At 44.5% G+C, this 25542-nt stretch carries 21 protein-coding genes and 1 tRNA gene; 13 read left to right on the plus strand and 9 right to left on the minus strand.

What is annotated here, in order from left to right; all coding sequences use genetic code 11:
- Positions 1-190 precede the first annotated feature (190 nt).
- Positions 191-1585, minus strand: a complete 1395-nt coding sequence (locus G7Y45_RS02995) for a hypothetical protein (RefSeq protein ID WP_165016582.1) — start codon at positions 1583-1585, stop codon at positions 191-193.
- 686 nt (positions 1586-2271) lie between these two features.
- Here G7Y45_RS02995 and metG point away from each other — a divergent pair.
- From metG to G7Y45_RS03025, 6 genes are all read left to right on the plus strand, one after another.
- Complete coding sequence (gene metG / locus G7Y45_RS03000; RefSeq protein WP_022012088.1) at positions 2272-4311, plus strand: methionine--tRNA ligase; 2040 nt, start codon at positions 2272-2274, stop codon at positions 4309-4311.
- A gap of 117 nt (positions 4312-4428) precedes the next feature.
- Entirely contained in the window at positions 4429-5874 is a 1446-nt protein-coding gene (locus G7Y45_RS03005; protein ID WP_165016557.1) for a lipopolysaccharide biosynthesis protein, read from the plus strand.
- A gap of 3 nt (positions 5875-5877) precedes the next feature.
- Positions 5878-7062: a glycosyltransferase gene (locus tag G7Y45_RS03010; protein WP_165016559.1), complete on the plus strand. Its 1185-nt coding sequence runs from the start codon at positions 5878-5880 to the stop codon at positions 7060-7062.
- Positions 7063-7074: 12 nt separating this feature from the next.
- Positions 7075-8088 carry a glycosyltransferase gene (locus tag G7Y45_RS03015; protein WP_165016561.1) on the plus strand — a complete coding sequence of 338 codons (1014 nt, stop codon included), beginning with the start codon at positions 7075-7077 and terminating at the stop codon, positions 8086-8088.
- Positions 8085-9284, plus strand: coding sequence for a glycosyltransferase family 4 protein (locus G7Y45_RS03020; RefSeq protein ID WP_165016563.1), 1200 nt, complete (start codon positions 8085-8087; stop codon positions 9282-9284). Before G7Y45_RS03015 ends, G7Y45_RS03020 begins: the two co-directional genes overlap by 4 nt.
- 68 nt (positions 9285-9352) lie before the next feature.
- The gene (locus G7Y45_RS03025; RefSeq protein WP_005822431.1) at positions 9353-10000 is read left to right on the plus strand and encodes a hypothetical protein; all 648 of its coding nucleotides are present in this window, start codon (positions 9353-9355) and stop codon (positions 9998-10000) included.
- Between the two features lie 27 nt (positions 10001-10027).
- Here the strand turns inward: G7Y45_RS03025 and wecB are convergent, their stop codons facing one another.
- Positions 10028-11158: a non-hydrolyzing UDP-N-acetylglucosamine 2-epimerase gene (gene wecB / locus G7Y45_RS03030; protein ID WP_165016565.1), complete on the minus strand. Its 1131-nt coding sequence runs from the start codon at positions 11156-11158 to the stop codon at positions 10028-10030.
- A gap of 30 nt (positions 11159-11188) precedes the next feature.
- On the minus strand, positions 11189-12391 hold the full coding sequence (gene wecC / locus G7Y45_RS03035) for a UDP-N-acetyl-D-mannosamine dehydrogenase (RefSeq protein ID WP_005781671.1): 1203 nt from the start codon (positions 12389-12391) through the stop codon (positions 11189-11191).
- Between the two features lie 104 nt (positions 12392-12495).
- Between wecC and G7Y45_RS03040 the strand changes: the two genes are divergently transcribed.
- Together G7Y45_RS03040 and G7Y45_RS03045 are read left to right on the plus strand one after the other, a co-directional pair.
- Positions 12496-13761: a glycosyltransferase family 4 protein gene (locus tag G7Y45_RS03040; RefSeq protein WP_005781668.1), complete on the plus strand. Its 1266-nt coding sequence runs from the start codon at positions 12496-12498 to the stop codon at positions 13759-13761.
- Entirely contained in the window at positions 13754-14527 is a 774-nt protein-coding gene (locus G7Y45_RS03045) for a glycosyltransferase family 2 protein (RefSeq protein WP_165016586.1), read from the plus strand. The genes G7Y45_RS03040 and G7Y45_RS03045 overlap by 8 nt, the downstream gene beginning before the upstream one ends.
- Here the strand turns inward: G7Y45_RS03045 and G7Y45_RS03050 are convergent.
- Positions 14461-15171, minus strand: coding sequence for an NAD-dependent deacylase (locus G7Y45_RS03050; RefSeq protein WP_005781663.1), 711 nt, complete (start codon positions 15169-15171; stop codon positions 14461-14463). The two genes, G7Y45_RS03045 and G7Y45_RS03050, sit on opposite strands and share 67 nt — an antisense overlap.
- Before the next feature lie 344 nt (positions 15172-15515).
- Between G7Y45_RS03050 and G7Y45_RS03055 the strand changes: the two genes are divergently transcribed.
- The 5 genes from G7Y45_RS03055 to G7Y45_RS03075 all read left to right on the plus strand — a co-directional run bounded on the left by G7Y45_RS03055 (position 15516) and on the right by G7Y45_RS03075 (position 18137).
- Positions 15516-16100, plus strand: coding sequence for an FKBP-type peptidyl-prolyl cis-trans isomerase (locus G7Y45_RS03055; RefSeq protein WP_032539107.1), 585 nt, complete (start codon positions 15516-15518; stop codon positions 16098-16100).
- A gap of 20 nt (positions 16101-16120) precedes the next feature.
- The gene (locus G7Y45_RS03060; protein ID WP_005781660.1) at positions 16121-16990 is read left to right on the plus strand and encodes an FKBP-type peptidyl-prolyl cis-trans isomerase; all 870 of its coding nucleotides are present in this window, start codon (positions 16121-16123) and stop codon (positions 16988-16990) included.
- Between the two features lie 198 nt (positions 16991-17188).
- Positions 17189-17653 (plus strand): Lrp/AsnC family transcriptional regulator, encoded by a 465-nt coding sequence (locus G7Y45_RS03065; RefSeq protein WP_032529828.1) that lies wholly within the window; start codon positions 17189-17191, stop codon positions 17651-17653.
- A gap of 3 nt (positions 17654-17656) precedes the next feature.
- Positions 17657-17968: a DUF4491 family protein gene (locus G7Y45_RS03070; RefSeq protein WP_005791909.1), complete on the plus strand. Its 312-nt coding sequence runs from the start codon at positions 17657-17659 to the stop codon at positions 17966-17968.
- A gap of 95 nt (positions 17969-18063) precedes the next feature.
- Positions 18064-18137, plus strand: a tRNA-Ile gene (locus G7Y45_RS03075).
- A 69-nt stretch (positions 18138-18206) separates the two neighbouring features.
- On the opposite strand, the gene G7Y45_RS03080 is transcribed toward G7Y45_RS03075, so the two are convergent.
- Genes G7Y45_RS03080 through G7Y45_RS03100 form a run of 5 tightly spaced genes read right to left on the minus strand, consistent with a single transcriptional unit; the run spans position 18207 to position 25405 of the window.
- The gene (locus G7Y45_RS03080) at positions 18207-18980 is read right to left on the minus strand and encodes a LytTR family DNA-binding domain-containing protein (protein ID WP_005822438.1); all 774 of its coding nucleotides are present in this window, start codon (positions 18978-18980) and stop codon (positions 18207-18209) included.
- Complete coding sequence (locus G7Y45_RS03085; RefSeq protein WP_005781652.1) at positions 18973-19998, minus strand: sensor histidine kinase; 1026 nt, start codon at positions 19996-19998, stop codon at positions 18973-18975. The genes G7Y45_RS03080 and G7Y45_RS03085 overlap by 8 nt, the downstream gene beginning before the upstream one ends.
- A gap of 42 nt (positions 19999-20040) precedes the next feature.
- The gene (locus G7Y45_RS03090) at positions 20041-21330 is read right to left on the minus strand and encodes a TolC family protein (protein WP_165016567.1); all 1290 of its coding nucleotides are present in this window, start codon (positions 21328-21330) and stop codon (positions 20041-20043) included.
- Between the two features lie 2 nt (positions 21331-21332).
- The gene (locus G7Y45_RS03095; RefSeq protein WP_165016569.1) at positions 21333-24365 is read right to left on the minus strand and encodes an efflux RND transporter permease subunit; all 3033 of its coding nucleotides are present in this window, start codon (positions 24363-24365) and stop codon (positions 21333-21335) included.
- Positions 24362-25405 (minus strand): efflux RND transporter periplasmic adaptor subunit, encoded by a 1044-nt coding sequence (locus tag G7Y45_RS03100; RefSeq protein ID WP_005781647.1) that lies wholly within the window; start codon positions 25403-25405, stop codon positions 24362-24364. Before G7Y45_RS03100 ends, G7Y45_RS03095 begins: the two co-directional genes overlap by 4 nt.
- Positions 25406-25542 lie beyond the last annotated feature (137 nt).

Below are 25542 nucleotides of genomic sequence, written 5' to 3' on the forward strand. Positions count from 1 at the left end.
TATTTTTTTGATTACTCTTAACGATATTAACTACCGTAAACAGGCTTATTAATAATACACCAACTACTGAAAATCTAACTTTCGCATGTTTTATTTTTATAATTTTGCGTAATATAATAAAAATAAAAACAAATTCAAAACATTTTCTTATTTATAATATAAAAACAGATACCGGCAAAAGTTTCATCTGTCAATAGTACACCGGCTTGCCATCCTCCAATAAGAAAGGACGCTGCATATGCCCCATATATGTATCGCCGTATACCAGAAACAGTGAGCGGACAGGTACCTCTCCAAAATCCAGTGTACGAGAATCTTTAGAGGTTACTTCTTTTAGTGGTTGCCAGCCATCTTTCCAATAAAGCAGCGTATAAGGTTCGTCACCCAACTTCAAAACCCGCTTTACATCATAAGTAAGAATACCATCCAACAAAGTAGGCTGCCGAGTCGGAGTAATGAAGTGAATGCTATCCGGGGTCATCACAAACGGATCACCTATCGGAAACAACTTTCCCTCCTTATCCGCCACCTGAAAATAAAGTAATCCGTAAGGCAACACGCGGTGCAATACACTGTTATCTTTCACTCTTCCCTGCGACACTACCTTGAAAGTTCCACGATTAAAAGTAGCGATATAAGCCACCGTATCCGATGTATGCACAGGTAACCGGACACTGTCGGACAAATAATACTGGGCAGTCACCCCCTTCAGTAAGCGATTGACCAATTGCGCATTCCAACGGTTGCGCTCTATTTCCGGCTCTGGTTGGCGTTCATAACAAACACGCTGCACCAAAGGAGCAATCCATCGATTCCGCTCCGGTTCACGCTCATAAGGAGAAAAGTAGAAAAATTTTCCGTCTTCATCGGTAAAACTGTTGTAAGCATGCCCTCCGTTTACCTTACCGTGGTATGGAAGAATATCCAGATTCAAAGGAATCCCGACAGCACGCATCAATTGAACCGCATTCAATGCCAGATGATCACAGGTACCTCCGCCCAGCTTCTCTATCAACTCGATAGAGAAGTCCCCCGGTATTTTGGCAGCATCATGAAGATATTTCTTTCCATGTTGTGAGTTAAAGAAGAAAACGACCTCCTGCATGGTAGCTCCTGCCCGTGCCAGCGAATCGGCTGTCGCTTTATAACGTGTATAGTAATAAGAACGCCATCGGTCCAAAGGCTCCTGTTTTAACCGATAAGGCAATATATTCCGGCAAAACTCTCCAAAAGACAATTGTTTGCACCAAGGATATTTTTGCCAGACCTCAAAAGCTAAATCAATGTTTTCTATCAAATAGTCGGCAGTAATACACGTTAAGTCCGGTTCAGGCTCTTGCCGTATATAACAGCTATCACTTTCTTGAAGCGAATAACGGATCGTCCCTTTACCAATCATATTTTCTATCAAAAAGCAGGCAGCTCTATGTTTCAACGAATCGTCTTCGTAATGCCCTAATACTTGTTGAAGTTCCTTCCGATTGTCTCCTGCCATTGTGAGAGCCAACTTTAACGGAGCATCATGTATCGGCGAACAAGAAAAATGAAGCAAAGACAAAAGCAATATGCCAATAAAGTGTTTCATCATCAGTCTTTAGTTTTTCAAAGTTAACAAAATTGTTCTTTCCCAAAGATATATCTTTTTTATAACGATACAGAGAAAACAGTACGTTATTTTAATACATCCCGATTTGTCACTCCCAATTTTTCGGACACACTTTATATATAACATTGAATATACTCACCACGAAGTTAAAATCAGAAGTCCTAAAGATGGCATTCAAAGTTTATCCGAACCCTCAGAGAAACAGTTTCCTTCACACATCTTTCTTCATCTTAGCGTTGAAGATACACATCTTGGCGTACAAGATATACATCTTAGCACGCAAGATGCACATCTCAGCAGCTAAGATGAACTATAACTACCGACAAGAACAAGTTTACTTCCGGTTCTTTAACTTTTTGAGAAGAACAGTGTGCTATTTATAATCAAACCCTTAACATTGATCTTTCCCTTAACGGACAATATTGGTCCATCACACCTATATCCCAAACCGGAAGCATGCAACCGGAGACACAAAAGAACTCTCAGTCCAACTGTTCCACCCCGCCATTTTATTCATTCCTTAAGATCATGATCTTTATTGAAATTAACAAAGAGTATGGGGTTATTATTCAAAATCATCCATCTTATTATATAAAGAATTCATCAGAAAGTCGTTATCTTTGCACGTTCCCAAGTAGATAACAATAAATACACGCAATATATCAATGGAAAAGAATTTTAAAAGAACTACCGTCACATCGGCACTGCCGTATGCGAACGGCCCCGTCCATATCGGCCATCTGGCCGGTGTATATGTACCGGCAGACATCTATGTCCGCTATCTGCGACTGAAAAAAGAAGATGTACTTTTCATCGGAGGTTCCGACGAACATGGGGTACCCATCACCATCCGTGCCAAAAAGGAAGGTATCACTCCGCAGGATGTGGTAGACCGCTATCACTTCCTGATTAAGAAATCATTCGAAGAATTCGGTATCTCGTTTGACGTATACAGCCGTACATCGTCCAAAACACACCACGAACTGGCTTCCGACTTTTTCAAGACCTTGTATGAAAAGGGTGAGTTCATCGAAAAAACTTCAGAACAATATTATGACGAAGAGGCACACCAGTTCCTGGCCGACCGTTATATCACCGGAGAATGTCCGCATTGCCACTCGGAAGGTGCTTATGGCGACCAATGTGAAAAGTGTGGAACTTCACTTTCACCTACCGATTTGATTAACCCGAAAAGTGCCATCAGCGGAAGCAAGCCGGTCATGAAAGAAACCAAACACTGGTATCTGCCACTTGACAAACATGAAACATGGCTGCGCCAGTGGATATTGGAAGATCACAAAGAATGGCGTCCGAATGTATACGGACAGTGCAAAAGCTGGCTCGACATGGGTTTGCAGCCACGTGCAGTCAGCCGTGATCTGGACTGGGGTATTCCTGTGCCGGTAGAGGGAGCCGAAGGTAAAGTCCTCTATGTATGGTTCGATGCCCCGATCGGTTACATCTCAAATACGAAAGAGCTGCTTCCCGATTCATGGGAGACCTGGTGGAAAGATCCTGAAACCCGCCTGGTTCATTTTATCGGAAAAGATAACATCGTATTCCACTGCATCGTATTCCCTGCCATGCTGAAGGCTGAAGGCAGCTATATTCTACCGGATAACGTACCGAGCAACGAATTCCTGAACCTGGAAGGAGACAAGATATCGACCTCGCGTAACTGGGCAGTGTGGCTGCACGAATACCTGGAAGACTTCCCCGGAAAACAGGATGTATTGCGTTATGTATTGACAGCCAATGCACCCGAAACCAAGGATAACGATTTCACCTGGAAAGACTTCCAGGCACGCAATAATAACGAATTGGTAGCCGTTTACGGGAACTTCGTGAACCGTGCGATGGTATTGACACAGAAATACTTCGAAGGTAAAGTACCTGCTGCGGGTGAACTTACTGATTATGATAAAGAGACGCTGAAAGAGTTCTCCGACGTTAAAGCTGAAGTTGAAAAACTACTCGATGTATTCAAATTCCGCGACGCGCAGAAAGAGGCGATGAACCTGGCCCGTATCGGTAATAAATATCTGGCTGACACAGAACCCTGGAAGCTGGCAAAAACTGACATGGAACGTGTAGGCACTATCCTGAATATCTCTCTGCAACTGGTAGCCAACCTGGCCATTGCTTTCGAACCGTTCCTTCCGTTCAGTTCGGAACGCTTACGCCGGATGCTGAATATGGATAGCTTCGACTGGGCAGAATTGGGACGGAACGACCTGCTTCCTGCCGGACATCAACTGAACAAGCCGGAACTACTGTTCGAAAAGATAGAAGATGCCACTATTGAAGCACAAGTACAGAAGCTGCTCGATACGAAGAAGGCAAACGAAGAAGCAAACTACAAAGCCAAACCGATCCGCGCCAATATCGAGTTTGACGACTTCATGAAACTCGATATCCGTGTAGGCACCGTTCTCGAATGTCAGAAAGTGCCTAAGGCCGACAAACTGTTACAGTTCAAGATAGACGACGGACTGGAGACACGTACCATCGTCAGCGGTATCGCACAACACTACAAACCGGAAGAGCTGGTAGGCAAGCAGGTCTGCTTCATCGCCAATCTGGCTCCACGTAAACTGAAAGGCATCGTCAGCGAAGGTATGATCCTGAGTGCCGAAAACAATGACGGCAGCCTGGCTGTCGTAATGCCCGGACGGGAAGTGAAACCCGGAAGTGAAGTGAAATAAGTAATAAAATAAAAGGTGTACTCAGGTCTCTATTGAATGAGGCTCCGGGTGCACCCTCTGTTTTTTTATTCAACCGTACTAATGTTTTAAGAACGAAAAGGAGGAATCTGCTTTAATATGACAGAGCAATCGCTAAAAGAGAAAACAGCCAAAGGATTATTCTGGGGAGGATTCAGCAATGGCATCCAGCAATTACTGAACCTTCTGTTCGGAATCATCCTCCTCCGTATGCTGGATGCAACGGACTATGGTATGATAGGCATGCTGGCCATATTTACCGCTATAGCCAATTCCATACAGGAAAGTGGTTTTACTGCCGCTCTCGCCAATAAGCAAGTGTTCCGTCATGAAGATTACAATGCGGTGTTCTGGTTCAGTTTTCTGATGGGGGCATCGCTTTATCTGCTGCTCTTTTTCTGTGCCCCTCTTATAGCGGATTTTTATAAGACTCCGCAGCTCGTTCCCTTATCCCGTTTCCTCTTCTTAGGCTTTCTGATCTCCAGTTGCGGGACCGCCCACAATGCGGTGTTGTTTAAAAAACTAATGGTAAAAGAGAAAGCGAAAGCTACGATTATCGCACTACTTTGTTCGGGGACCATAGGAATCGTAATGGCATACAACGGAATGGCTTTCTGGGGCCTGGCCGTACAGCAGATCACTTATATTTCCATCGCCAATGCGTTGCTGTGGCACTTCTCTCAATGGCGTCCCACTTTTTCATTTAATTTCAAACCCATCAGAGAGATGCTTCCATTCAGTAGTAAGCTACTTATCACCAATGTATTCCATTACATCAATGATAATATATTCTCTGTTCTTCTGGGACGTTTTTATACCAGTCAGGATGTAGGATATTATACCCAAGCCAACAAATGGACCAATATGGGATTCTCACTGATCAGCAACATGATCAACGGGGTGTCTCAGCCTGTCCTGGTCGAAACCTCTTCCGACGCCATGCGACAGAAAAATATATTTCGGAAGATGCTGCGTTTTACAGCCTTCGTATCGTTTCCCTCCATGTTCGGACTGGCATTGATAGCCAACGAGTTCATCGTAATTGCCGTCACCGCCAAATGGCAGGCATGTGTACCCATCATGCAGATTCTTTGCATCTGGGGAGCATTTGTCCCCATTACTTATATGTACTCCAATCTGCTGATCAGTAAAGGAAAATCGAATCTGTTTATGTGGAATACCATTGCACAGAGCCTGGTTCAACTCACAATACTTCTTTGTACGATCTCACAAGGCATACTCGTCATGGTCGCGATTTATACGGTTATCAACATCGGCTGGCTGTTGATATGGCATTACTTCGTAAACAAGCAGATACACATTACCCTGTGGGAGGCCCTGAAAGATATCACCCCGTACCTACTGATTTCCATAGCAATCATAGGCGCCAGCCATTTCTTAACACTCGGCTTCCACAACCTTTATGTGTTGCTGATACTCAAGATAACAATAGCCGTGAGCCTTTATGTATTCATCATGTGGATCGGCAAATCGGTGATTTTCTTTGAAAGTGTACAGTTTATCCGGAAAAAACTCCAGAAATAAGCTATGAATATCCTGATTCAACAAACCAAAGCATTTCCTCACCGTGCCAATAGTTTTTATTGGTTCTATGCGCAACTGACCGAATGGCTGACTGCACACGGGGTAGATAGCAAACTTTACTTTTCGTACCTGGAACTGGCTGACAGTGAATTTGAGAACGGGCTCTTGCTGCCCGATCATTATCCTCAGTTCTACACTCCCCGGAACATCGAGGCAATCTGTGAATTTATTGCCGATAAGAAAATAAATGTAATTCTTGACTACTCACATGTCATCACCGGAGACACACGCAGATATTACCTTGAAATCAGGAAAAGAAATCCCGGTATAAAAATATTCACGATGATTCACAACTGCCCCAGCCACACGACGCAGTTGAAACAATACGAATTGTCTACACTCCGTTTTAAGGATGTACGCGGGGCAAAACAATTCTTTCAATGGATGTTGCCACAACTTTATATCAACTTGTTAAAAAGAGTGGTCAGCCACCAGAACCGTTCAGCCTACGACACGCTTGATGAAGTAGTGCTGCTTTCGCCTGCCTATATCCCCGAGTTCAGAAAACTTATCGGTAAAAAAGATGCCCGGAGGCTATCTGCCATTCCCAATGCCATACAACCTGTACACAGCGTCATCCCAATAGAACAGAAGGATAAAGAAATTATCTTTGTGGGCAGAATGGCAACCGAAAAGGCATTACCCAGATTATTGAAAATATGGGAAATGATTCAGGATAAACTGCCGGACTGGAAACTTACACTCGTAGGAGACGGACCGCGATTCGACACATGCCGGCAGATCATCAGGGAAAAAGAATTGAAACGTGTCCGACTGACAGGTCATCAAATGTCTATTCCCTATATCGACCGTGCACGGATCATCTGTCTGACTTCTGTCATAGAAGGATTGCCCACCGTATTTACGGAAGCGATGTCATTAGGGGTAATTCCCATCGGATTCGACTCTTTCAATGCAATCTACGATATGATAGATGACGGAGTAGACGGGTTTATTATCCCTGACAACAATTATGAGCAATATGCGGCAACTATTCTTCGTTTAGCCGGAGATGACGCACTTCGCTGCCGGATAGCCCATAAAGCACAAACCCGTAAAAGCAGGTACGACATCGAGCATGTAGGCCCGCTATGGATGGACACTTTCCGCAGACACGGATTAATTTAACAGAAGAACACCATGAAAGTAACGATCTATCCTCATTCTACCAGTAAGGGCGATATACGGGTTAACCCGTATATCAGCGACTTTATCCAAACATTGGAACAAAACGGAATGATAATAGCCAATCCTCCGCATAAGAATCCACTGTTCAGCCTTATCCCGCAGAAAACGGACAGTGACGCTTATATTTTTCACTGGCTGGAGAATGTGCCGGATTATAAATACGGAGTATTACAAACCCTCGCTGCGATCTGGCTCCTTTTCAAAATCAAACTGCACAACAAAAAAGTGATATGGTTCCTGCACAACAAGCAGCCTCACATAATGAAGCACCGATGGTCGAAAAAGCTATTGATACACCTCCTTCTCCGCAAAGCGGATTTGATAGTGACCCACGCCACAGAAGGTATAAAAGTTGTTCAGGATCAATACCCGAAAGCCGTTCCCAGAACGATATTCTTACATCACCCCACAAAGAACCGGATAGAAGAATATATGCCTCAACCGGCAGAAACCGACCTGTTGATCTGGGGTAATATCTCCCGATACAAAGGAGTGCCGGAATTCGTGCGCTTTGCCGCGCGACATTCACTAAAGCTCAAGACTAAAATTATCGGCAAATGCAGCTCTACGGAACTGCTGGAAGAGTTGCGGACAGAAGGTAACGACAGGATCAGTATTGAGGACCGGAGTATCCCTTTTGACGAATTAAAACAAGAGATACGCAAATCACGCTTCGTACTGATACCCTATGCTGCCGAATCAATCCTGAGTTCGGGAATACTGATGGATTCTCTTTCATTCGGAGCTCAAGTAATCGGGCCGGATGTAGGCTCTTTCAGGGACTATGCAGCCGATCCTTTACTGAACGTATATACTTTTCATACGTTTGAAGACATACCGGACCTTGTCAACAAAGCAAACAAGGCGGTAAACATAGCCGATTACAATCGCTTCCTCGACACACACAGTTGGAACGAATTCGGCAAAGAATTCCAAAATTTACTTCAGAAAATAATACAGTTATGAAAGTTCTCTATACATTCGGCGGAATGCCCCATTACCTGAACGCCATGCTCAACAAGCTCCACGAAAAGGGAGTGGAAGTCACAGTCGTTACCCCACAAAAAGGAAATGCCACCATTGGCAAAGGGGTAAAAATGGTAGAAGGAGGTACATATAGGCATCTCACCAGTACCGAAAAGAAAGCATTTTACGGAAAAAGCGCTTACCCTGCCTTACCGGAAATAGTGCGTGAAGAACGACCGGACATTTTAGTAATGGGATGGCCTTACTTCCTGCAAGTATTCTTCCAACCCGGATTGAGAAAAGCTATGAAGGAGTGCCGGACACGGTTGGTGATTCGCGAGATTCCTTTCCAAACCCCTCCCTATGGAAAAATTAAAGAGTATTTCCGGAAAAACCCGATGTACGACGAAAATATGAGGCTGGTGAGTACCGGAACCGGCTTTTACCTTAAACAATGGCTCACGGCCAAAATACGCAAATATTGCTACGCACGTGCCACTGGAACACTGAATTACTCAACGGCCGCATACGATATCCTCCCTTCGTATGGTGTGAAGCGGAAACAGATACATGTTACTTACAACTCTACAGACACAGAATCGTTGCTGAAGGAAAAAGAAGCTGTTCTTGCCTCGGCTCCGCTTCTTCCCCACTCCGCCAAACGTGCCTTGCACATCGGCCGGTTGGTGAAATGGAAAAGAGTAGATCTGCTGATCGACGCATTTCCCAAGGTTATCGCTAATCATCCGGACGCAGAACTGGTCATAGTAGGTGACGGACCGGAACTGGATAACTTGAAGAAGCAAGCAGCCGAACGGAACCTGACGGATCGGATTCGTTTCATCGGTGCAGTATATAACCCCAAAGAATTGGGAGCTTATATGAACGAATCAACAGTCTATGTACTGGCAGGCATGGGAGGTCTGTCCATCAATGATGCCATGACTTACGGATTACCTGTAGTCTGCTCGGTATGCGACAGCACTGAACGTGATCTGGTAACGGACGGAGTGAACGGACTCTTCTTCAGGGAAGGTGATGCCGGCAGTCTGAGCGACAAACTTAACGAACTGTTCGCCTCTCCCGGACGTTGTACCGAGATGGGACGTGAATCGGAACGAATCATCCGCGAGAAAATCAACATTGAAACGGTAAGCGAACGTTATTTGCAAGCTTTCCGAACTTTTATGCAGTAAAAATGGAGTACGATAAAAAAGAATGATTATCTTTAGGCAAACAATAATCATTTAATAGCTCTACTACTATGACCGATCTTACCATCCTTATCGCAGTCATCGCATTGGCTCTATGGCCGATTGTATTCCTTATATCGCGTATCCTGCACGAGAGGAACAAGCTTGCAAAACCCTCGGGTGACACAGCCTCTTCCGAAACAGAAGAGGAAACAGAGGAAATGACCACCTCCGCACTGGTTATGAGTATCCTTCAACAGCTTGGTTGCCAGCCGGAAGTGAACGAAGAAAACCACATCAGCTTCAAGTATCAGGGAGACGACTTTCTTGTTGCAGCCGAGGACGGACTCCGGCTGATCATTGTATGGAATCCCTGGTGGGCCTCTATCAGCATCGATAATCAAGCGTTGCCTTATCTCAAAGAGATTATCAATGCGGTCAATATGAATTCATTAGTGACCACTGTCTATGCACTGGACGAAGATGAGAAAACACTGGGTATCCACAGCAAATGCCACATGCTTTTTGCACCGGAAGAAGAGGAACCGGAGAAAAGTTTCACCGATTTGCTGGACAGTTTCTTCACAACTCACAATACCATTAAGGAAAACCTGAAACAATTGAGCAACGGAATGCCCGATATGGAAAAGAAAGAACGGGTCAGAATCAAAGGGTTTGCCGCTTATAAGGATAACAGTACCGAACTGAAAGGGGAATAGCTCCCCATCTCACTCCGGCAAAAGAATCTAACGGATCAGTGCCGCTATGATACGTTCGCACGCATGCCCGTCACCATAAGGGTTATGTGTTTCGGACATACGCCTGTATAATTCTTTATTGTGAAGCAATTCGGTCACATTACCGACAATGGCCTCAGCATTCGTTCCCACCAGTTTCACCGTCCCGGCTTCTACTGCTTCCGGCCGTTCGGTAGTATTCCGCATTACCAACACCGGCTTGCCGAGCGAAGGAGCTTCTTCCTGTACCCCGCCACTGTCAGTCAGCAACAAAGTAGAATGTTGCATTGCGAAAATAAACGGCAGATAATCGAGCGGTGAAATAAGATACACATTATCCAACCCGGACAGAAGCTCGTATACAGGTTTTTGAACATTCGGATTCAGGTGTACCGGATATACAATATCCATATCGGGATGCAGTGCAGCCAGTTCTTTAATTGCTTTACAGATATGCAAGAATCCCTCTCCGAAGTTCTCGCGGCGGTGCCCGGTAACCAGAATATATTCGCGTCTACCTACTTCGTAACCTTTGTCGCGAAGTTCTTCATGCAGTCTTTCTTTGACTCCCGGTTTCTCCGAAATGATATCGACCGCCATCAGCAAAGCATCGATCACCGTATTGCCCGTAACAAAGATTTTTTTTTCATCAATATTTTCCTGCAACAAATTCTGTTTCGACTTCCCGGTAGGAGCGAAATAGTAAGTGCAAATACGATCCGTCACCTGACGGTTCATCTCCTCCGGCCAGGGAGAGAGCATATCGTAGGTACGCAAACCGGCTTCAACATGTCCCACGGCAATCTGTTGATAGAACGCAGCTAACGAAGCAGCCATGGATGTTGTGGTATCTCCATGCACCAATACCGTGTCGGGACAGAAGTCTTTCAGTACATCACGCAACCCCAACAACACTTTAGTCGTAATATCATATAAATCCTGATTGGGTGCCATGATGTTCAAATCGTAATCAGGAATGATGTCGAATACCTCGAGCACCTGGTCTAACATTTGGCGATGTTGCGCCGTCACACACACTTTCGTATCAAAGTGTTCCGTATCTTTTTGCAAAGCCTTTACCAACGGAGCCATTTTAATGGCTTCGGGACGGGTACCGAAAACAAGTAATATCTTTTTCATTGAACGATTACGATTGAGATTAGACAATTTCTATTTTCTGACTCCGCAAAAATCCAGTTCCAGTTTTCCCTCTTCGCGGGGTAATTCTACAAACGGAGTGTGGCGCACGAGCCATACAACAATATCGGCTTTTTTGTAAGCCTCCCGATAATCTGTCAGATGAAAGCTGGCGTGTGAAGCGACATTAGGTTCAACAATCAATACTTCAGCACGCGACTCGGATACGATACGGGAAGCGATATATTTGGCAGGGGACTCACGCAAATCATCGATATTGGGTTTGAAAGCAAGCCCCATGCAGGCTACTACCGGTTCCCGGTCATTCTTCTCCACAAACTGCTGGCAGGCTTCCATTACTTTGTTGGCACACCAATCGGCTTTATAATCATTCGTTTCACGGGCACGTTTGATGATCTGTGCCTGTTCGGGATAGTCCGAAACAATAAACCAGGGGTCAACCGCTATACAATGTCCGCCCACTCCGCAACCGGGTTGGAGGATATTTACACGCGGATGCTTATTCGCTAAATCAATCAGTTCCCATACGTTGATACCTGCCTTGTCGCAAATCATAGACAATTCGTTGGCAAAAGCAATCTGTGAGTCGCGCGAGGAATTCTCGGTGAGTTTACACATTTCTGCTGTCCGGGCATTGGTAGGATGCAGTTTACCCTGTACAAAGGCAGAATAAAACTCAATGGCCTTTGCTGTCGATTCGGGATTGATACCACCGATAACCCGGTCGTTATGAACCAGTTCATAAAGTGTATTGCCGGGCAACACACGCTCGGGACAATAAGCTATGTATATCTTGTCTTTGAGTTCGGGACGCTCCTTATAAATGACTTCGGCCATGCGTTCGGTAGTAAATACCGGTGAGGTGGATTCTATCACGAACAAATTGCCTTCCCGCAGATAAGGAATTACGGAACGGGTAGCCGATTCCACATAGGTGATGTCTGCACGGTGGTTTTGCTTGAAAGGAGTAGGCACTACCACAAAGAAGGCGTCTGCCTGCTCGGGCTTTGAAACCGCACGAAGGTTTCCTGTCCGCACTACCTTTTTGACAATTTGGTCCAGTTCCGGCTCCACAATATGTATCTTACCCTGATTGATGGTTTCTACAACCGAAGGATTAACGTCCACACCTACAACCTCATAACCATGACCGGCAGCCACGGCAGCCGTAGGAAGTCCAATATAGCCTAATCCTAAAAAAACAACCTTTTTCATACGTATATCTCCTTATCTATAAGTGCCGCAAAAGTACAAATAATATGTGACTTTGTACGGTTTCTCACCGAAAACCACTACTTTTGCCAAAACATTTCGATCGAATGAGAGTTTTAATTATCAATACTTCCGAACGTATGGGTGGAGCAGCCGTCGCGGCAAGCCGCCTGATGGAATCGTTGAAAAACAACGGTATCAAAGCCAAAATGCTGGTGCGCGACAAGCAAACCGACCAGATCAGTGTAGTAGGTCTGCAACGCAACTGGTGGCAAGTATGGAGGTTCGTTTGGGAACGTATCGTCATCTGGAAAGCCAACCGCTTCAAGAAAAATAATCTTTTCGCAGTCGATATAGCCAATACGGGTACGGATATTACAAGCTTGCCCGAGTTCCAGCAGGCAGACGTCATCCATCTGCATTGGGTGAATCAGGGAATGTTGTCATTAAACGATATCCGGAAGATACTGAAATCCGGTAAACCGGTCGTATGGACCATGCATGACATGTGGCCCTGCACGGGCATTTGCCATCACGCCCGCGAATGTACCAACTATCATCAGGAATGCCATCACTGCCCGTACCTATACGGGGGAGGAAGCAAGAAAGATTTGTCAAACCGTATCTTTCATAAGAAGCAACAACTCTATAAAGAAGCCCCGATCACTTTCATCACTTGCAGCCAATGGCTGAAAGGACAGGCCGAAAAGAGTGCCTTGCTGGCAGGAGAGACAGTAATCAGTATTCCTAACCCCATAAATACCAATCTTTTCAAGCCCAGAGACAAAAAAGAAGCGCGCCGCAAATGTCATCTACCCCAAAATGGTAAACTGATCCTTTTCGGTTCGGCAAAAATTACCGATAAGCGGAAAGGCATCGATTATCTGATTGAATCGTGCAAGTTACTGGCAGATAGGCATCCAGAATTGAAAGAATCGCTTGGTGTGGTTGTCTTTGGCAAGCAATCGGAACAACTGAAATCACTTCTTCCCTTCAAAGTATACCCGCTTAACTATGTAAGCAACGAACACGAGTTGGTGGATGTCTACAATGCAGTCGACCTCTTTGTCACCCCCTCACTGGAAGAGAATCTGCCTAATACCATCATGGAAGCTATGGCATGCGGTGTACCTTGCATTGGCTTTAACGTAGGCGGCATCCCGGAAATGATAGATCATCTGCATAACGGATATGTAGCACAATACAAATCATCCGAAGATTTTGCCAACGGTATCTACTGGGCACTGACCGATCCGGACTATCCCTCCCTCTCGGAACAAGCTAACCGGAAAGCGATTGCCAACTATTCGGAAAGTATCATCGCCAAGAGATACATCGATGTCTACAACAAAATTACAGGAAGATATGCATAACCACCTCAGCCCCAGATTCTCGGTCATCACGGTGACTTACAATGCCGAAAAGGTATTGGAGGATACCATACAGAGCGTGATTTCACAGACCTATCATCATGTGGAATATATCATCATCGACGGTGCATCGAAAGACGGCACTATGGCGATTGTAAACCGATACCGGGACCGGATCAGCCAAGTGGTGAGTGAACCGGACAAAGGACTTTATGACGCAATGAACAAAGGGATTGCCCTGGCAACGGGAGACTATCTTTGTTTTCTGAATGCCGGAGACAGTTTCCATGAAGACGATACACTGCAAAAGATAGTTCACTCCATCAATGCCAATGAGCTGCCCGATGTGTTGTATGGGCAAACCGCCTTGGTAGACACAGAAAGACACTTCCTCCGCATGCGCAGGTTATCGGCACCGGAGACCCTGTCCTGGAAAAGTTTCAAACAGGGAATGCTCGTATGCCATCAGGCTTTCTTTGCCCGCCACACACTCGTCGAACCATATGACTTACAGTATCACTTCTCGGCAGACTTTGACTGGTGCATACGTATCATGAAGAAGGCACGCACCTTACACAACACACATCTCACTCTGGTTGATTATCTGGAAGAGGGGATGACAACGCAGAACCGCAAGAAATCACTTCTCGAACGGTTCCGCATCATGACCCGATATTATGGTTTACTGAGTACCCTTGCATATCATGCCTGGTTTGTGGTAAGAAGTCTCTTCATCAAATCAGCCACTCCTTCCGACGCTCCTTTCTGAATGACATGTATCGGGCGGAAGCTATGCACATCCACCGGTTTGGGATCGATAAGGTATACTTCTGCATTCCGAGGTACGTAATTAAGCAACCCCGCTGCAGGATATACATTCATCGATGTACCGATAATCACAAAGATATCGGCTTTTTCTACCCAATTGATAGCTGTCTCTATCTCCGGGACCGACTCACCAAACCAAACTATAAACGGACGAAGCTGCGAACCGTCTCCGGCAAGATCACCCATCTTTACTTCAAACTCCTCCGGCCTCAGTTCTTTAATGTAGTGGGGGTTATTCGGATCCCGGCTTGAACATACCTTAGTCAGTTCACCATGCAAATGGATGATGTGGCTGCTGCCTGCCCGTTCGTGTAGGTTGTCTATGTTCTGCGTTACAATCGTTACACGGAAATCTTTCTCGAGTTCGGCCAGCAATTCGTGCCCCCGATTGGGTACTACTTCCAGCAACTGCTTACGTCGTTCATTATAGAAACGGACCACCAATTCGGGATTACGCGCATACCCCTCGGGGGTAGCTACCTGCTCCACCGGATAACGATCCCACAACCCTCCTGCGTCACGAAAGGTACTGATACCACTTTCGGCGCTCATACCGGCGCCTGACAATACAACCAGATTCTTCATACCAACTATTAATTTAAAGAAAAGCCCCCTCTGCCCGTTTTCGAGAAAAGCCAGAAGATGGAGCCTCACAAATTTAACTAAAATCTCCGAATAAACGAAGAAACCACCAAACATTCCACTTCTTCCCAATGCCTTTCCCATGACCGCCTGACCCGGATCGCATTGGATAATACAAACAATCCTTTCAAGAAACATCTTCCATCCCGGTTACGAAGTTAGCCGATAATAAGAAATTTTAAAACCAAAAAGTAAAATCATTCAAATAAAACACTTACTTTTGCCGCTTGTTAATTTGCAACTGACTGAAAGTGAAATAGAACATTCGGTCTCCAACAAAAAAATATATGGATAAATTTAGTTATGCAATTGGCCTCGGAATCGGCCAGAATTTATTAGGAATGGGTGCTAAAGGCATCGCAGTAGATGACTTTGCTCAAGCTATAAAAGATGTGCTCGAAGGAAACCAGACAGCCATCAGCCATCAGGAAGCCCGCGAAATCGTGAATAAATATTTCGAAGAGCTGGAAACCAAAATGAATGCAGCTAACATCGAACAAGGAAAAGCATTCCTGGAAGAAAACAAAAAAAGACCGAATATTGTTACCCTGCCCAGTGGACTACAATACGAAGTAATCACTGAAGGTAAAGGAAAGAAAGCCCAGGCTACCGATCAGGTGAAATGCCACTATGAAGGTACACTGATTGACGGAACTTTGTTCGACAGTTCTATCAAACGCGGACAACCTGCCGTTTTTGGTGTAAATCAGGTAATTCCGGGATGGATAGAGGCTTTGCAGTTGATGCCGGAAGGTTCAAAATGGAAACTTTATATCCCTTCTGAATTGGCTTACGGCGCACAGGGAGCAGGAGAAATGATCCCTCCTCACAGCACACTCGTATTCGAAGTAGAATTAATCGAAGTATTATAAAAATAAAATCGTAAAGCAAAATGAAAAAAGTAAGTATTTTAGCTGCTGTAGCCATAGCAACAGGCTTAGCTTCATGTACGGCTCAGGCTCCTAAAGCCACTCTCAAAACCGATGTAGATTCACTGTCATACGCTATCGGCATCAGCCAGACTAACGGTCTGAAAGACTATCTGTCACAGCGCATGGAGATGGATACAGCATACATTGCAGACTTCCTGAAAGGCGTAAACGATGCTGCCAATAAAACAAGCAAAAAAGACCAGGCTTATCTGCTCGGTCTGCAGATCGGATCACAGATGGCTGGTCCTCAGGCTATCAAAGGTATGAATCATCAGCTGTTCGCTGACGACTCGACTATGACTGTCAACAAGAGCGATATCCTTGCAGGTGTGTTCGCAGGTGTACTTAACAAAGATATGAAAATCACTCCGGAAGAGGCTCAGGTGCTGATTCAAAAGATGATGGAAAGCATCAAAGGAAAAGCTGCCGAGAAAAAATATGCCGATAACAAAGCTGCAGGTGAGAAATTCCTTGCTGAAAACAAAACAAAAGAAGGAGTAAAAACCACTGCAAGCGGATTACAGTACAAAGTGATCACTGAAGGTAAGGGTGAAATTCCTAACGATACATGTAAAGTGAAAGTAAACTACAGAGGCAAACTGATTGACGGAACAGAGTTCGAAAGCACTTACACACGTAACGAACCGTTCGTGACTAACGTAGGCGGAGTTATCAAAGGTTGGACAGAAGCTCTGAAAATGATGCCTGTAGGTTCTAAATGGGAACTTTACATCCCGCAAGAACTGGCTTACGGCTCAAGAGACATGGGACAGATTAAACCGTTCTCAGCATTGGTATTCGAAATCGAATTGCTGGGTATAGAAAAATAAGAAGCAGTCAGGCTTTGCTGAAAAACAAACAGGAGAGATGCCGGATAATTGTATCCGGCATCTCTTTTTTTGCATCCGGATAATTACAATAGAAAGTATACGATTTTTCTGTTTTTTCTGACTTTTATATAGAGAAATTAAAATAAATCTCTATATTTGCTTACTATTTGATAACAATTGGAATTTACATTTATTATTATGGAAAAAATAGACAACCTTGACAGGCAGATTCTGGAGATTATTTCTCAGAACGCCCGTATCCCTTTTAAAGATGTGGCAGCAGAATGCGGCGTTTCACGTGCGGCTATCCATCAACGCGTGCAGAGACTGATTGACCTGGGAGTCATTGTAGGCTCAGGTTATCATGTAAACCCGAAATCTCTGGGCTATCGTACCTGTACTTATGTTGGTATCAAACTGGAAAAAGGCTCTATGTATAAAGCTGTAGTAGCCGAGTTACAAAATATTCCGGAAATCGTAGAATGTCACTTCACGACCGGCCCATATACCATGCTGACCAAAGTATATGCACGCGACAACGAACACCTGATGGACTTGCTAAACAACAAAATGCAGGAGATACCGGGAGTGACTGCCACCGAAACCCTGATCTCGCTGGAGCAAAGCATCAAGAAAGAAATCCCTATCCACGCAGATAAATAACCGATGGAGTGGTTGAATGAATATCACCTGTCAGGGTTACTTATTGGGATCTGCACGTTTCTGATTATAGGCTTATTTCACCCTGTTGTGGTAAAAGCGGAATATTATTGGGGAACGAAATGCTGGTGGATCTTCCTGATATTGGGTATCGCAGGAGTAGCTGCCTCGTTGAGCACCGACAACATACTTGTTTCGTCTCTTCTGGGTGTATTTGCTTTTTCTTCTTTCTGGACTATCAAAGAAGTCTTTGAACAAGAAGAACGAGTGAAAAAAGGTTGGTTCCCTAAGAATCCCAAACGGACATACAAGTTTTGAGACATACGTAAAAGAGTCAGTTTTTGGCTAAAATATTTGCATAATTCACCCAAAAGCATTAATTTTGTCCCCGCATCCGATACAAAGGATACATCGGGCTTATAGCTCAGTTGGTTAGAGCAACAGACTCATAATCTGGAGGTCCTAGGTTCAAGCCCTAGTTGGCCCACTGAAATCGACTATAGATTATATAATCTATGGTCGATTTCGTTTTATACATACCTTAACAATTATTTTCTCAATGATTCAGCCATAGTTTGAAAGCAGAAAGCTTCTCTTCGCTGATCGTAATTTTCGATTTATAAGGCGGACGGACGGTTACTACTATTTTTCCGTTAAAAAAAGGCTCGGCATGGTCGATTGCATCGATACTGACAAGGACCTGACGGTTGGCACGGAAAAAACGTTCCGGATCCAACTGTTCCATCAGTTTATTCAAAGACAGATCGATGATATGTTCCTGACCTTTCCGGGTAACAGCAAACGTCACTTTATTCTCGGAATAAAAGTAGGCAATATCCGCAACTTGTAAAGACCAGAAACGGTCTACCCCGGAAATAAGGAAACGGGTACGGTAACGTTTCTCTTTGTGTTGAAGTGTTTCAAGCAGGACACCCAGATAATCTTCCGGCCGGGGAACTGCATTATTCAGTAAGCTTTCATATTTCACAATAGCTTCCGACAAGCGCTTCTCGTCTATCGGCTTAAGTATGTAGTCGATACTGTTGACCGTAAATGCACGGATGGCATACTGGTCATACGCTGTAGTAAAGATAATGACAGAGGAAGGATGTACCGCAGAAAGAAAATCAAAGGCATTCCCGTCTGCCAGATGTATGTCGAGGAAGATAAGATCAGGATGGGGATGCTCATGAAACCAAGCTACAGCCTCGTCTACATTGCCCGGAATCATAGTCAGAGTCCATTGTGGACGAAGTCCGGACACCATTGAATGCAGCAGACGTGCTGCCGGAATTTCATCTTCTATAATAACTACATTTAACTTATTCATACAGTAAAGGAACTTTTACGGTAAATACTTTCTCTTCCCTTTGAATGATTATCTCTTTGCCAAGCATTAACAGGCAACGGTTGGATAAATTTTTCAACCCTACGCCCGGGGATTCATGGCTCTTCTTCGGTTGTATGGGATTACTCACCACAAGATACTCTTCCTCTAAGCAGATCTCTATTTTCATGGGTTTACTCAATGTGATGGAATTGTGATTAATAACATTCTCTGCCAACAACTGCAAAGTCAGCGGGGGCAGCATGCAACCGGTATATCCGGAAGGAATACAACAGTTATAGCTAATACAGTCCCCTAAACGAACTTCGTGCAGGAACAAGTAAGATTGTAAAAACTCCAATTCTTCTGCCAACGTAACCAATGTTTTATCCTGGCATTGTAATACATAACGGTATACACTGGACAAATGCTTGGTGAAACGTACCGCATTGCCCGGATTGTATTCTATCTCAGCAATCAATGTATTGAGACTGTTGAACAGGAAATGAGGATTCAACTGACTTTGCAAAGCCGCATAACGGGCAGTATCGTTCTCCGTTTGCAATTTTGCAGCTTCTTGTTGCAGTTTCAGGTTGTTCTGGATGGAACGATTTGCCAATAGTAAGCCTACAATCACAAGTTCTACCAACCAGACTACAATCAGGATACGCCAACCGCCATTCGAGAAAGTGAACAGATTGGGCAGGCCTGCCAATAATTTGGCAGTAATCAGCAGACCATAGTTCAGCAGAAGGAACAACAGGGTTACGACGAGATAAGTAGCTGTTATTTTCCAACGATGGCGGATATTGAGTGCATACTGATTGTTTATCCACGAACTGATCCGAAGTGTAGAATATCCCAGCACATTGAGAGCTGCAATAAAGAAGACGAATGCTCCCTTTGAATAGAGAACATCCGCTACTTTAGGAGTAAGCTCCGTATAGTTGACAAGCAGGAGGTAGGAAAAGATACCTAATCCCGAGAATAGCAGACCATATAACAGGGTATTCCATTTCATGCGAACAAAGCTATTATATTTCGGGTAATTATCATAAACTATTTAATATTTATTCAAAGCTCTGATCAATTCGGAATAAGATCCTTGTGCCGAGACTTTCGCTTGTACATGGTTGATTTGGGAGGCCTGCCGATACGTTTGTGCCTCAATCACTTCTATGACAGAGGCCTTCCCTTCAGTGTACCGTTCCAATGCCATACGTTCGTTTTCAAGAGCCTTGCCCAGTGAGCTTTCGGTAAGCCGTACCTGCTCTAAGGCTTGGGAAAGTGAAACGCGGGCTGTTTCAACTTCCAGTTTTACCTGATCGGTTACCTGGTTCAAGTTGTCGGTTGCCATACCTATTTTCAAAGACGCAGCCCGCTTTTCATCACGTCTTTTCCCCCATTCGAATAATGGAACGGACAGCTTGGCGTAAACCGCATAATTAGGATCGAGATCAGAATGGAAATCATAACCGGGTGAAGAATAACTTCCATCCACACCTACATAAAATTGAGGCTTATATTTAGCATCTGTCAATTTCTTTGAGCTTTCTGCCATTTTAATCCGAGCATAAGCCATTTTCAACTCCGGACGGTCGGTTCCACCAGTCTCCCATAACTCCCCATCTAATACAACTGCAGAAATCGTATCTTCTATTTCAGTCGGGGCATGAAGTTCTACACCAATCAGAGAGTTTAGTGCCATACGCCCTGTTTCAAGATTTCTCTTAGCCTGCAACAGTTGATACTCCGCTTCATTCAGTTTCACTTCCGCCATGAGCAAATCCTGAGGATCGACCAATCCAGCTTCCACCCGTTCCCGAATGGTCTGAGAGAGAGTAGCGACCGAATTACGGTATTCGGTAGTTATGCGGACTATTTCCGAACGCGCAACAGTATTCCAGTATTGCATATCTGTCTGATAACACACAGCCGAACGGAAATAATCGGCTTGATATGTGGCCAGACTTTGCTGATGTTTAGCTAACCGGATATTCTCCAACAATCGTCCACCCGTATAAACAGGTTGCAATAAAGAGAGTGAAGCCCCGTACTTCATATTTCTCCCTTCAAAAGTCATCGGATTTTGCATCGAGGGTAAGTCAAGATCCAACTGAAGGGGATTACCGGTATACTGAAAATTCGCATCCCCTGACAATTTGGGTCTTAGGTCCTTCTGTGCCGCTTTCTCCAATTCGATACTTGCAGCGATATTCTTATCCGCAGCTTTCAGGTCGTGGTTATAATCTACAGCCATCGACCTGTACTTCTGCAGCAGATTATTTTGCTGAGCAAAAGAAGCTGTCGGAACACACAACAAAAGGATAAGCCATCTGTTTATTTTCTTCATCGTCATTTCTCTTTTATCTTATAAAACATAGCATAAAGTGCCGGAGTCACAAAAAGGGTCAGCAATGTGGCAAATGTCAGCCCGAAAATGATAGTAGCTGCCATTCCTCCAAATGCTATATCAAACAACAGGGGAACCATACCCAGAATTGTTGTCGTGGCGGCCATTAACACCGGACGAGTTCTCGAAACCGTAGATTCAATCACAGCCGTATAAGGAACAACCCCCTCCCGGCGCTGCACATCTATTTCATCAAGCAATACAATCACATTCTTGATAACCATACCCAATAATCCCAGCCATCCGGCAATCGGAAAGAAACCGAAATCAAATCCAGTCAGAAGCATACCTATGGCTACTCCAATGATGGATAACGGGAGTACACACAGGATAATAACCGGATCACGGAAGTTACCGAACAAAGCGACCAGAATAACTACCAACACAAGAAAAGCCAACGGAAAGAATTTACCGATTGCCTGCATCGCTTCCCCCTGATCTTTGTACTGCGAGTCCCAAAAGAAAGTATAACCCTCGGGCAGCTCCATCGCTTCTATCTCTTCACGAATCTCTCCATGCACTTCGGCCATTGTATGACCAGGTTTCACTCCACACATAGCAGCCATAGACAGCTGCCGGTTGTAAGTACGGATCTGCGGCCATTCCCATACTGACTCGATACGTTCCGTCACCTGCGACAGAGGCGCCGAATGTTCTCCGTTCCACACCGAGAAATTACCCAAAGAACGGACATCTGTAATGTCAACTCCCTCTGACTTCAATAACACAGGAACTTTCTTTTCACCGTCGCGATAAACTCCCACTCTGGTTCCGTCGCTAATCGATTTTACAGACTCCATCATCTGTGCTTTGGTTATGCCAAGGACACCGGCCTTCACCGGATCGTAAACCGGCCGTATCACCATCGTCATATTTCCCCATTCATTGCGTGTATCTGCCACTTTAGGATTACGACGCATAATTTCTATCGCTACGCCTGTCAACGAGTCCAAAACGGCAGGATCAGGCCCCAGAAAGCGAGCTTCTATCATAGCCTCCGTTAGTGGACTTAATTCAAACTTATTCACCTTGATCAGAGGTTCCGGGTATTTCAGCCGGATAGAATCCTGCAACAGAGCATTCAGCGTCCTTGATTCTTTGGAGCTCTTACACTTCACTAACAATTGGGCATAGTTGGATTGTGGACCAAAAGATATATTCGATAAATAATAACGGGGCGGAGTACGACCTATATAAGATGAAACCATCTCCGTTTCTTCATGCCTACGAATATAATCGGCTATATCTCCCGCCATACGGTCAGTCTCCTCAATCGCTGTCCCTTCAGGCAACCACATATCGACAGTGAAGTATTGCTTATCCAGAGCGGGTACAAAAACCTTGGGAATATACTTGAAACTCCAGGCCGAAAAGAACAACAAAACAATCAACGAAGCAACCGCCACCGTGCGATGCCGAAGTACCCAACGCAATGCTTTACGGAAAAGATTATAATACTTCCCGTCAAACAGGGATGCTTTCAACTCTTCGGGACGCGGACGTCGTACAAACTCCTGAATGAAAAAAGGAGTCTGTGTCAGGGCAAATACCCAACTGAACATCAACGAAACGCCGATCACCACGACCAATGATGATAATAGCTCTCCGGTAATATGGGGTGAATAGTAAATCGGCAGGAAAGTAAGGATAGCAATAACTGTCGCTGCCAATAAAGGCATAGCGGTTGACGAACATGCACGCATGATAGCAACCCGCTTGCGCATTCCCCGTTCCATGTTAATCAGTGCAGAATCGGATACGACGATGGCATTATCAACCAGCATTCCCATAGCAATGATAATCGCGGCAAGCGACATTCGCTGAAGAGCAATATCACATGCCATCATAACAATAAGGGTGGCAAAGATAGAGAAAACCAATCCGCTACCTATCAGAACCCCATTCCTGAATCCGATAAAGAACAACAGAATAGCAACAACAGTGATAACCGAAATAATCAGATTCAAGATAAACCCTTGATTTGCTACCGCCGATTCATAGCCTTGATCGTAGATGGGAGTCAACTCATAACCATCGGGCATGGTTTGAGACAACTCACCAATACGTGCTTTAACAGCCTCTGCCATATCCACGACATTTCCTGTCGGTACAGTAGAAATGGCAATTCCAATTGCCGGACTACCATTTATACGCATTTGGTTTGCAGGAGGAGTCTGATAACTCTCCTCGATCTTCGCAATATCAGCCAAACGAAAATGCTCACCGTTACGTGAAACAATAGTAAGATTCCGGATATCATTCAGCGAATAAAAGTTACCGGTAGACTCAATACGGATACGATTGGTACCGGCATCCATACCACCGGCATCCACAACTTTATTCTGAGCCTCAAAAGCTCGTGCAATGTCGGAAGTCGTAACTCCACTTTGTGCCATCACAGCAGGACTGATTAGAATATCAATCGTCGGTGTTTGCACACCATAGATCTCAATCTTCGCCACATCCTTGACTTTTAGCAATTCATTCTTTATCAGTTTAGCCTGGTCTTCCAGTTCTCTATACGTATGGCTATCCCCCGTCAGTCCATAAAACACGCCGAGCACATCACCAAAGTCATCGTTCACGATAGAAGTTCCCGCACCGGCCGGCAATTTATCCTGCACATCATTCACTTTCCGGCGCAACTTATCCCATAGCTGCTGCATCTCGTCAGCACGGATTTCTTTCTTCACATAAACTGTAATCTTCGATAGTCCGGCACGATTTTCTGTTTTCAGATAATAAAGCTCACCCAAAGATTGTATGGCTTCTTCCAGAATGTCGGTCACCTGCGACTGTACTTCTGACGGTGAAGCTCCGGGATAAGAAGTCAGAACCAATGCTTGCTTAATAGTAAAAGGGGCATCCTCCAATTTTCCCATTTTAAAATAAGAAAACAGGCCTCCTGCCAATATCAGCACCAACAATAAGATTGTAACAGCTCTTTTCTGTAGAAAGTACTTTACCATTTTCATAATGAATTCGCCTTAGAAGAGATTGTTACTTTCATGCCGTCTGATAAAAAGCGTAGTCCGCTTGTAGCCACAGTCTCGTTATCCTGTAATCCCTCAATTATGATAATATAACCGTTAGGAAGCAGATTTCCCTTTTTCACCTGTCTACGGTTCACCTGATGAGTGTCAGTGTTTACAACCCACACATAATCACCTTCCGACGGACGATGGCATAGAGCTGTCTGCGGAATGGAAACACCAACCGGATTTGTTACCCGGGAAACATCAAATATTGCCTTACCCGACATTCCAGCCAGTAATTCCCCTTTTTCATTTGGTAAAATGGCCGTTAGTAAATAAGAAAGGTTGTTGCGGGTTGTCCCCTTCGATATTTCCATAATCCCTGCCTTATAAATCTTATCCGGCCGGGCATCAAAACGTATCTGAACAGTATCTCCGGGATGTGAAACAAATGCAATATCTTGAGTAACATAAATCTCCATTCTCAGCCGGTCTATATCAATAAATGAAATGACCGGCTGAGTAGCCTTCACATCCTGAAACTTCTCTATATACACTTCTCCCACATATCCATTAAATGGAGCTATCAAGCGAGTATCCTCCAATTCGTAAGAGGCGGTATCAAAAGCTGCTTTAGCAGTAGTATAATCAGCCTTGGCCTTTTCGTATGTACTGGCCGAAACATTATTCTTCTCGTACAACTTCTCTATTCGTTCAAACTCAGCTTTAGCCTGGCAATAGATCGCTTCGGCCCGTTCTTTACGAATATGAAAGTCACGCGGATCTATTTCAGCAATAATACTCCCCTGTTTGTAAGAGTTACCGGCATATACTTCAAAACGATCGATGGGGCCTCCTACGCGAAACGACAATTCCGATGTACGGAAAGGTTGCGCAATGAACGGAAACTCCGTTGTGTTCTGTCCAAAGCCCGGAATAGCTTGTGTTGTCCTGACAATAAAGTCCTGACTTTGCTTACTGTCTTTATCTGTGCAAGAAAATAGCAGTAAGAGAGTAACTAATAATGCACCTATCTTCATATCTTATTTTTTTAATTTCCCGACAAAAATAGATAATCAGACGATGTAATAAGGAAGTAAAGATTCTGAGACCGGAAAAATGAAGATTGAGTCAGGAGTATATGGGATGAAGCCGATAAAAAGATTGTCAGGAGATA

This window comes from Bacteroides sp. ZJ-18 (genome assembly GCF_011038705.2).
GTDB classification, from domain to species: Bacteria; Bacteroidota; Bacteroidia; order Bacteroidales; family Bacteroidaceae; genus Bacteroides; species Bacteroides hominis.

What these genes read in the sequence shown, in the direction of transcription:
- G7Y45_RS03085 (WP_005781652.1), bottom strand. Translation starts at nt 19,998, where the DNA reads ATGAAATGGAATACCCTGTTATATGGTCTGCTATTCTCGGGATTAGGT.
- G7Y45_RS03045 (WP_165016586.1), top strand. Translation starts at nt 13,754, where the DNA reads ATGCATAACCACCTCAGCCCCAGATTCTCGGTCATCACGGTGACTTAC.
- G7Y45_RS03015 (WP_165016561.1), top strand. Translation starts at nt 7,075, where the DNA reads ATGAAAGTAACGATCTATCCTCATTCTACCAGTAAGGGCGATATACGG.
- G7Y45_RS03010 (WP_165016559.1), top strand. Translation starts at nt 5,878, where the DNA reads ATGAATATCCTGATTCAACAAACCAAAGCATTTCCTCACCGTGCCAAT.
- G7Y45_RS03090 (WP_165016567.1), bottom strand. Translation starts at nt 21,330, where the DNA reads ATGAAGAAAATAAACAGATGGCTTATCCTTTTGTTGTGTGTTCCGACA.
- G7Y45_RS03060 (WP_005781660.1), top strand. Translation starts at nt 16,121, where the DNA reads ATGAAAAAAGTAAGTATTTTAGCTGCTGTAGCCATAGCAACAGGCTTA.
- G7Y45_RS03025 (WP_005822431.1), top strand. Translation starts at nt 9,353, where the DNA reads ATGACCGATCTTACCATCCTTATCGCAGTCATCGCATTGGCTCTATGG.
- G7Y45_RS03080 (WP_005822438.1), bottom strand. Translation starts at nt 18,980, where the DNA reads ATGAATAAGTTAAATGTAGTTATTATAGAAGATGAAATTCCGGCAGCA.
- wecB (WP_165016565.1), bottom strand. Translation starts at nt 11,158, where the DNA reads ATGAAAAAGATATTACTTGTTTTCGGTACCCGTCCCGAAGCCATTAAA.
- G7Y45_RS03020 (WP_165016563.1), top strand. Translation starts at nt 8,085, where the DNA reads ATGAAAGTTCTCTATACATTCGGCGGAATGCCCCATTACCTGAACGCC.
- G7Y45_RS03100 (WP_005781647.1), bottom strand. Translation starts at nt 25,405, where the DNA reads ATGAAGATAGGTGCATTATTAGTTACTCTCTTACTGCTATTTTCTTGC.
- G7Y45_RS02995 (WP_165016582.1), bottom strand. Translation starts at nt 1,585, where the DNA reads ATGAAACACTTTATTGGCATATTGCTTTTGTCTTTGCTTCATTTTTCT.
- G7Y45_RS03050 (WP_005781663.1), bottom strand. Translation starts at nt 15,171, where the DNA reads ATGAAGAATCTGGTTGTATTGTCAGGCGCCGGTATGAGCGCCGAAAGT.
- wecC (WP_005781671.1), bottom strand. Translation starts at nt 12,391, where the DNA reads ATGAAAAAGGTTGTTTTTTTAGGATTAGGCTATATTGGACTTCCTACG.
- G7Y45_RS03040 (WP_005781668.1), top strand. Translation starts at nt 12,496, where the DNA reads ATGAGAGTTTTAATTATCAATACTTCCGAACGTATGGGTGGAGCAGCC.
- G7Y45_RS03005 (WP_165016557.1), top strand. Translation starts at nt 4,429, where the DNA reads ATGACAGAGCAATCGCTAAAAGAGAAAACAGCCAAAGGATTATTCTGG.
- G7Y45_RS03055 (WP_032539107.1), top strand. Translation starts at nt 15,516, where the DNA reads ATGGATAAATTTAGTTATGCAATTGGCCTCGGAATCGGCCAGAATTTA.
- G7Y45_RS03070 (WP_005791909.1), top strand. Translation starts at nt 17,657, where the DNA reads ATGGAGTGGTTGAATGAATATCACCTGTCAGGGTTACTTATTGGGATC.
- G7Y45_RS03095 (WP_165016569.1), bottom strand. Translation starts at nt 24,365, where the DNA reads ATGAAAATGGTAAAGTACTTTCTACAGAAAAGAGCTGTTACAATCTTA.
- G7Y45_RS03065 (WP_032529828.1), top strand. Translation starts at nt 17,189, where the DNA reads ATGGAAAAAATAGACAACCTTGACAGGCAGATTCTGGAGATTATTTCT.
- metG (WP_022012088.1), top strand. Translation starts at nt 2,272, where the DNA reads ATGGAAAAGAATTTTAAAAGAACTACCGTCACATCGGCACTGCCGTAT.